The sequence below is a fragment of the Brevundimonas vesicularis genome, from assembly GCF_032067225.1.
GTDB classification, from domain to species: domain Bacteria; phylum Pseudomonadota; class Alphaproteobacteria; order Caulobacterales; family Caulobacteraceae; genus Brevundimonas; species Brevundimonas vesicularis_F.
On record NZ_DAMBJX010000093.1, the window covers coordinates 1 to 6,795 of the forward strand.

The following is a 6,795-nucleotide window of genomic DNA, read 5'->3' on the forward strand; positions in this document are numbered from 1 at the left end:
CAGCCAGATCGCCGCCGACCCCGCCGCCCAGGGCGATGACCACGTCCTTCCGATCCAGCCCGATCTCCAGCAGCCGATCCAGCACCCGTTCCAGCTCGGCGAAGGACTTGGCGCCCTCGCCTGCCGGCACCGCTACGATCTCGCTGGTCACGCCCGCCGCCCTCAGCGACGCCGTCAGGGCCTGGGCGTGGATGCCCGCCACCGTCTCGTCGGTGACGATGACCGTCCGCCCCTTGGCCAACGCCGCGATGCGTGCGCCGGCTTGCGCCAGTAGCCCGCGTCCCACCACCACGTCATAGGCGGCAAAGGCCCCGCCGCTGACCGGAATGATCGTCATTGCGGGGTCTCCGTGCGTCGTCTCTGGCGCCAGTGCCGGCGCAGGTTGTTGTGAATGGCGTCCACCGCTTGGCCGTGCGAGCCCTGCCCGACGTCCACGGTCACATCGGCCTCGCCGTAAATGGGATAGCGGGCTTCGGCCAGGCCGGTCAGCACCTCCAGCGGATCCTTGCCGCGCAGCAGAGGCCGCGTGTCGCGCCGCGCCACCCGCTCCGCAATGACCGCCAGATCGGCCCTCAACCAGACGGTGTCGGCCTTGGCTTTCAGCAACGCCCGCGTCTCCGGGTTCATCATCGCCCCGCCGCCGGTCGCCAACACGATGGGCGGCCCCTCCAGCAGGCGGCGGATCACCCGCGCCTCGCCCGCGCGGAACTCGGCCTCGCCCAAGGCGGCGAAGATTTCCGACACCGTCATTCCGGCCGCCGCCTCGATCTCCACATCGCCGTCCGCGAACGGCAGTCGCAGCCGATTGGCCAGCCGACGGCCGACCGACGATTTGCCCACCCCCATCAGGCCGACCAGGGCTATGGTGCGGGTCGGACCCGGATTCGCGCGCCGCCTCATCCGGCGGCTCCGGCGGAACGGTCGGTCGAGAGGAAGGCGAAGGCGGCGGCGCGGGCAGGCATGATCCAGAAAACCTCTACACCAAGCCTGACCCTGCGCCAGTCGTTCAGGCCAAGGATCGCCCCATGACGCCCCAGATCGAGGCCTTTCTGGAGATGATGGCGGTCGAACGCGACGCCTCGCCCCATACGCTGTCCGCCTATGGCCGCGATCTGGCGGACGCGGAGACGGCGCTGTCGGACGCCGGCGGGTTGATGAAGGCCGACGCCGAGGCGGTCGAGGCCTGGTTCGCCGACCTGTCCCGGCGCGGCCTGTCCGCCGCCACCGCCGCACGGCGTCGCTCTTCGGCGCGGCAGTTCTACCGCTTCGCCCTGGCCGAGGGCTGGCGCGCCGATGACCCGTCCCGCCGCCTCGATGCGCCCAAACAGGGCCGGTCCCTGCCGAAGGTGTTAAGCCGCGCCGAGATCGACGCCCTTCTGGCCGCCTCGGCCGCCCGTGACGCGGCGGCGGGTCTGCGCCTGGTCGCCCTGGTCGAGATGGCCTACGCCTCCGGCCTGCGGGTGTCGGAACTGCTGGGGCTCAAGGTCGAGGCCGTCCGTCGCGATCCCGCCTATCTGATCGTGCGCGGCAAGGGCGGCAAGGAACGGCTCGCGCCTCTGAATTCCGCCGCCCGCGAGGCAATCAAGGCCTGGCTGACCGCCCGCGACGCTAAACTGAAGGGCAAGGATGGTCGCAAGCCCAAGACGCCGGACAGCCCCTGGCTGTTCCCCTCCTCCGGCCGCACCGGCCATCTGACCCCGCGGCGTTTCGCCCAACTGCTGGACGAGGCCGCGATCACGGCCGGCATCGACCCGGCCCGCGTCAGCCCCCACGTCCTGCGACACGCCTTCGCCACCCACCTGCTCGAAGGCGGCGCCGATCTGCGCGTCGTTCAGACCCTGCTGGGCCATGTCGATATCGCCACGACCCAGATCTACACCCACGTCGCCACCGATCGCCTGGCCCAGGTCGTCCAACAAAACCACCCCTTGGCGCGCGACGACTGACAGCGCATATTCCGGCTATGGCTGAAGAGTTCTACGTCAAGGCGATCTGGGATCCCGAGGCAGGGGTCTGGTGCAGCGAGTCGAACATTGTTGGGCTGGTGCTGGAAACGGCGACGCTCGGAGAGTTCGAGAACCTCGCGCGCCATTTCGCGCCTGAGCTTCTGGCGGAAAATCTCGGAATCCACGGCGAAGTTCCCGTTCGCTTTGAAGCAGTGGGCGGGTTTGACGTCATCGCGGCGTAGATACTTGGCTATTCGAACCGCCCCGCGCTGTAGGCCAAATGGTGGTCTGATAAGACCTAGCCACTGAGGTCGCAGACACAAAATGCCCAAGGACTTCTACCCCGAACTGACCGCCCTCCTCTCCGCCGCCGGCTGGCGTCGTGTCGTCAACGCCAAGGGCAGTCACGAAAAATGGCGACACCCGAACCAGCCGCACGCCGTCATCGTGCCGCGCTCGAAGAGCCGCCACACCGCCAACACCGTCCTCAAACAGGCCGGTTTGCCCAAAGCGTTCTGAACCCCCGCTTGCCCGGCGGCGTTGACCTCTCTAGGTTCGCGCGCCTTCCCCAAGGGCGCTTTGCCCGTTTGCAGTTCCCGGACGCCTTGATGGCCACGCACTATCTCGACTTCGAAAAGCCGATCGCCGATCTGGAAGCCAAGATCGACGAGCTGTCGCTGCTGGCCGACACCTCGGGCGACATCGACCATGAGATCGAGGGCCTGCGCAAAAAGGCCGAGTAGCTGCGCAAGAAGACTTACGCCGGCCTCGACCCCTGGATGAAGACCCAGGTCGCGCGCCATCCGCAGCGCCCGCACTTCATCGATTACGTCCAGAGCCTGTTCACCGACTGGAACGAACTGCACGGCGACCGTCAGTTCGGCGACGACCAAGCCATCCTGGGCGGTCTGGCCCGGTTCCGCGGCCGACCCGTCGTCATCATGGGCCACGAAAAGGGCCACGACACCGCGACCCGCATCACCCACAACTTCGGCATGGCCCGGCCTGAGGGCTATCGCAAGGCGGTGCGCCTGATGGACATGGCCGAACAGTTCGGCCTGCCGGTCCTCAGCTTCATCGACACCGCCGGCGCCTATCCGGGCCTGGGCGCCGAGGAGCGCGGCCAGGCCGAGGCCATCGCCCGCTCGACCGAGCGTTGCCTGACCCTGCGCGTGCCCTCCATCGCCACCATCACTGGCGAAGGCGGCTCGGGCGGCGCCATCGCCATCGCGGCGGCCAGCCGCGTGCTGATGCTGGAACACTCGATCTATTCGGTCATCTCGCCCGAGGGCGCCGCCGGCATCCTGTGGCGCGACGGCGCGCGGGCCAAGGATGCGGCCATGGCGATGAAGATCACCGGCCCGGACCTGATGCAGCTGAAGATCGTGGACCGCCTGATTGAAGAGCCTGTCGGCGGCGCCCACACCGATCGCGACGCAGCCATGGCCAATGTCGGCGACGTTCTGGCCGAAGAGCTGAAGGGCTTCGACGGCCTGACGCCCCAGCAGATCAAGAAGCGCCGCGCGGATCGCTTCTACGCCATCGGCGCCCTCTGACGCCTGGTCGCTTTGGCCGACCAACGTTAACGCAGCATCCACCCTCGTCTGCCAAGCTCGGCGCTTCGTTCAGGGGCATCGGGGTTTGCGACCGGCCATGAGTTCAGCGGCGCGACAGACTGGGGCCTTTGCGCCATGAGCGGCGGCGAGTCCCTGCGTGAAAGCGCCGTCTTCAATCTGGCTGGCGCGATCACGATGATCGTCGACGATTCGCCGTTTTCGCTGACGCTGACGTCCAACGCCCTGACCGGATTCGGCATCCGCCCGACCTATGCGTGCGGCACGGGCATGGAAGCCAAGAAGCTGCTGACCGACAAGCCCGTCGATCTGCTGGTCGTCGACACCGACATGCCCGACATCGACGGGTTCGAACTGGTGCGCTGGCTGCGCCGCTCCGGCCCTAATCCCAACGCCTTCACCCCCGTCATCATGACCGCCAGCCACATTCGTCGCGGGCGCGTCACCGAGGCGCGGGACTGCGGCGCCAACTTCGTCGTCACCAAGCCCTTCAGCCCCGCCCTTCTGCTTGAGCGCATCCTGTGGGTCGCGCGCGACACCCGGCCCTTCCTTGAGGTCGGCGATTATCTGGGGCCGGATCGCCGGTTCCGGCACACCGGCTATGAAGGCGTGGAACGTCGCGCCGACATGATTCGCAAGGCGAAGGGGATGGAGAGTCTGGCCCTATGACCGTCATCACCCACAACCAACGCAAGTCGCGCCTCTCCGAGATGCTGGATCGCCCCGGCGGAGTCAGCGTCGGCACCGCGCTGGCCCAGGCCCGCGCCAATCTGGACGGACTTCAGGATCAGGCCCGCGCCATCATCGGCGACAATATCGCGGTGCTCCTCGCCAAGCCCGATCCGAACCTGATCGAGCCGATGCGGCTGGATCTGGCCTATTCCGCCTCAAGCCAGATCATTGACGCCGCCAGCCCCTTCTCGATGGACGACCTATGCACCGCGGCCAAAGGCCTGTGCGACCTGCTGGACGCCGCGCCGCGCCAGGGCGGGTTCGACTGGCGCATCGCCACGGTCCATGCCCAGGCGATGAAGCTGTTGCTGGCGCTGCCGCCGGAAGAGCAGGCCGCACGGACCGCCATCCTGACGAACCTGCATGAGGTTCTGAGAAAGAAGCTGCCGGCCGCCGATCAGTCGGCCATCTGAGGCGTCTTGCCGCCGCGCGTCTGTTTGCGCCACAGGGCCGCGTATTCCCCGCCTTGTCGGGCCACCAGTTCGTGGTGCCCGCCGCGTTCGACGATCCGCCCGGACTTCAGCACCAGAATCTGGTCCGCGTCCGCCACGGTCGACAGCCGGTGTGCGACCACCAGGGTCGTGCGACCGTTCCTGGCCTTGCGTAGCGTCTTCTGGATCGCCGCCTCGGTCCGGCTGTCCAGGGCGCTGGTGGCCTCGTCCAGAATCAGGATGCACGGATCGGCCAGCAGCGCGCGGGCGATGCCCACCCGCTGACGTTCGCCGCCCGACAGCTTGAGACCCCGCTCGCCGACCTTGGTCTGCATCCCATCCGGCAAGCCGCGAATGAAGTCGGCCAGTTCCGCCGCCTCTGCGGCCGCCCACACCTGCGCCTCATCCGCCTCGGGCCGGGCGAAGGCGATGTTGGCGGCCAGGGTGTCATTGAACAGGGCCACATCCTGAGGCACCAGCGCGACCGCCGATCGCAGCGAGGCCTGGGTCACCTCACGCGCGTCATGGCCGTCGATCAGCACGCGGCCTTCCTGCGGATCGAGCAGACGCAGCGCCAGTTTGACAATGGTGGACTTGCCCGCGCCCGAGGGCCCGACCAACGCCGTCGTGGTGCCCGGCGCGGCATAGAAGCTGACGTCCTCCAGCCCATTGGCCCGCGCGTCGTGGCGGAAGCCGACGGCCTCGAACGCTACCGACGCCCCGCGCGCATCGACCGGCCGCGGCAGGGTGACGGCGTTCGGCGCATCGGCGACCTGCGGCGTCTGTCGCGTCACCTTCAGCATCTCCTCCATGTCGATGAAGGACTGACGGATTTCCCGATAGGCGAAGCCCAGGATGTTGAGCGGCGCATATAGCGAGATCATGATCAGCACCGCCGCCGTCACATCGCCCGGCCCCATCCGACCGGCCGCCGCCTCGAATCCGGCCATCACCGCCATGACGCCCAGGCCCAGGTTCATTACCAGGGCCTGCATCCCGTTCAACATGTTGAGCGACCTGTTGGCCTTCAGCGACGCCTCGGCATAGTCGCCCAACGCGCGGTCATAAGTCTGAGCCGCGCGCGTCTCGGCGCCGAACGACTTGACCGTCTCATAGTTCAGCAGGGCGTCGACCGAGACGCCAGCGGCCTCGGAATCGGCCGCATTCATGATCCGGCGATGCTCCAACCGCCAGGTGGACATGGCGAAGGTGGCGGCGGTGTAGATGACGACCACGACCACCGCGACGGCGGCGAAGCGCCAGTCGTATTTGGCGCCCAGCACGCCGGCCGCCAGCACCAGCTCCACCCCCGTCGGAACCAAGTTGAAGGCCAGGATGCGCAGCAGGAAATCGACCGCGCGCGATCCCCGGTCCATCGTCCGCGACAGGGCGCCTGAGCGCTTGGTCTGGTGAAAATCCAGCGACAGGCTCAGCGCATGGGCGAAGGCCTCGGCCGCCGTCGCGCGCTGGGCGGCGGCACGCACCGGCGCGAACACCACGTCGGAGATCAGGGGCGAGGCCGCCGACAGGAACCGAACAAGCGTCCAGCCGATGGCGAAGGCCGCAAAGCCCAGGCCGACGGCGGTCGCGGCACCCTGCCCCGCCGCCAGACGGTTGACCGCCGCACCCAGCACCAGCGGCGCCATGACGCCCAGCCCCTTGCCCGCCAGCGTCAGCAGGATGGCCGAGATCAGCCGCAGTTTCAGGTGCGGTGCGCCTGAACGGGCGACCAGCCGCGCAAGGTCCGCCAACGCCGTCAGCGTCGGGGGTCCGTCCGTCTTGTCCTGTGTGCTCCCTGCCTGCTGCGCCTTGACCATCGGGTCACGCCTGCCGCCGGAGCGTTCGCCTCGCATCGCCATGATGCGCATATGGAAACCCATTGCGACCGGGGAAAGGCCACGCTGACGCGCGAACGGGGATTAGTCGCTCAGCCCAGACCGGCGACCGCCTCGATCAACTCGTCCACGGCCGCTTCCTGCGTCGCCCATGAACAGACGAAGCGCACCGAACCGTCATCGAAGGCGTAGCAGGCCCAGCCCATTTCATTCAGGCGGGCATGCGCCTCTGGCGGCATCCGCACGAAGACGGCGTTCGCCTCCACCGGATGGGCCA

At 68.1% G+C, this 6,795-nt stretch carries 8 protein-coding genes and 2 pseudogenes; 6 read left to right on the forward strand and 4 right to left on the reverse strand.

Translation table 11 applies throughout. The features are described 5' to 3' along the window. Positions 1 to 337 (reverse strand): iron-containing alcohol dehydrogenase (locus RT123_RS15130; RefSeq protein WP_313010014.1); only part of this gene is annotated, 337 nt, incomplete at its 3' end. Then, positions 334 to 900: a shikimate kinase gene (locus RT123_RS15135; RefSeq protein ID WP_313010017.1), complete on the reverse strand. Its 567-nt coding sequence runs from the start codon at positions 898 to 900 to the stop codon at positions 334 to 336. The genes RT123_RS15130 and RT123_RS15135, both read right to left, overlap by 4 nt. Before the next feature lie 125 nt (positions 901 to 1,025). On the opposite strand from RT123_RS15135, the gene RT123_RS15140 reads away from it, so the two are divergent. The 6 genes and pseudogenes from RT123_RS15140 (at position 1,026) to RT123_RS15165 (ending at position 4,665) form a co-directional block, all read left to right on the forward strand. Beyond that, positions 1,026 to 1,946 (forward strand): site-specific tyrosine recombinase XerD, encoded by a 921-nt coding sequence (locus RT123_RS15140; protein ID WP_313010019.1) that lies wholly within the window; start codon positions 1,026 to 1,028, stop codon positions 1,944 to 1,946. A 17-nt stretch (positions 1,947 to 1,963) separates the two neighbouring features. Beyond that, on the forward strand, positions 1,964 to 2,188 hold the full coding sequence (locus tag RT123_RS15145; protein WP_066551253.1) for a DUF1902 domain-containing protein: 225 nt from the start codon (positions 1,964 to 1,966) through the stop codon (positions 2,186 to 2,188). Positions 2,189 to 2,270: 82 nt separating this feature from the next. Next, positions 2,271 to 2,465, forward strand: coding sequence for a type II toxin-antitoxin system HicA family toxin (locus RT123_RS15150; protein WP_066551252.1), 195 nt, complete (start codon positions 2,271 to 2,273; stop codon positions 2,463 to 2,465). A gap of 89 nt (positions 2,466 to 2,554) precedes the next feature. Continuing rightward, positions 2,555 to 3,502: pseudogene (locus tag RT123_RS15155) on the forward strand (acetyl-CoA carboxylase carboxyltransferase subunit alpha). A 135-nt stretch (positions 3,503 to 3,637) separates the two neighbouring features. After that, positions 3,638 to 4,189, forward strand: a complete 552-nt coding sequence (locus tag RT123_RS15160; protein ID WP_091746309.1) for a PleD family two-component system response regulator — start codon at positions 3,638 to 3,640, stop codon at positions 4,187 to 4,189. Beyond that, positions 4,186 to 4,665, forward strand: coding sequence for a chemotaxis protein CheE (locus RT123_RS15165; protein WP_313010023.1), 480 nt, complete (start codon positions 4,186 to 4,188; stop codon positions 4,663 to 4,665). The genes RT123_RS15160 and RT123_RS15165 overlap by 4 nt, the downstream gene beginning before the upstream one ends. On the opposite strand, the gene RT123_RS15170 is transcribed toward RT123_RS15165, so the two are convergent. Beyond that, the gene (locus tag RT123_RS15170) at positions 4,650 to 6,551 is read right to left on the reverse strand and encodes an ABCB family ABC transporter ATP-binding protein/permease (RefSeq protein ID WP_409514922.1); all 1,902 of its coding nucleotides are present in this window, start codon (positions 6,549 to 6,551) and stop codon (positions 4,650 to 4,652) included. The two genes, RT123_RS15165 and RT123_RS15170, sit on opposite strands and share 16 nt — an antisense overlap. Positions 6,552 to 6,610: 59 nt before the next feature. After that, positions 6,611 to 6,795 (reverse strand): annotated as a pseudogene (locus RT123_RS15175) (low specificity L-threonine aldolase); the annotation flags it as partial.

Excerpts from the sequence above, each read along its gene's own strand:
- RT123_RS15165 (WP_313010023.1), top strand. The coding sequence starts at position 4,186 with ATGACCGTCATCACCCACAACCAACGCAAGTCGCGCCTCTCCGAGATG.
- RT123_RS15135 (WP_313010017.1), bottom strand. The coding sequence starts at position 900 with ATGAGGCGGCGCGCGAATCCGGGTCCGACCCGCACCATAGCCCTGGTC.
- RT123_RS15170 (WP_409514922.1), bottom strand. The coding sequence starts at position 6,551 with ATGCGCATCATGGCGATGCGAGGCGAACGCTCCGGCGGCAGGCGTGAC.
- RT123_RS15160 (WP_091746309.1), top strand. The coding sequence starts at position 3,638 with ATGAGCGGCGGCGAGTCCCTGCGTGAAAGCGCCGTCTTCAATCTGGCT.
- RT123_RS15150 (WP_066551252.1), top strand. The coding sequence starts at position 2,271 with ATGCCCAAGGACTTCTACCCCGAACTGACCGCCCTCCTCTCCGCCGCC.
- RT123_RS15145 (WP_066551253.1), top strand. The coding sequence starts at position 1,964 with ATGGCTGAAGAGTTCTACGTCAAGGCGATCTGGGATCCCGAGGCAGGG.
- RT123_RS15140 (WP_313010019.1), top strand. The coding sequence starts at position 1,026 with ATGACGCCCCAGATCGAGGCCTTTCTGGAGATGATGGCGGTCGAACGC.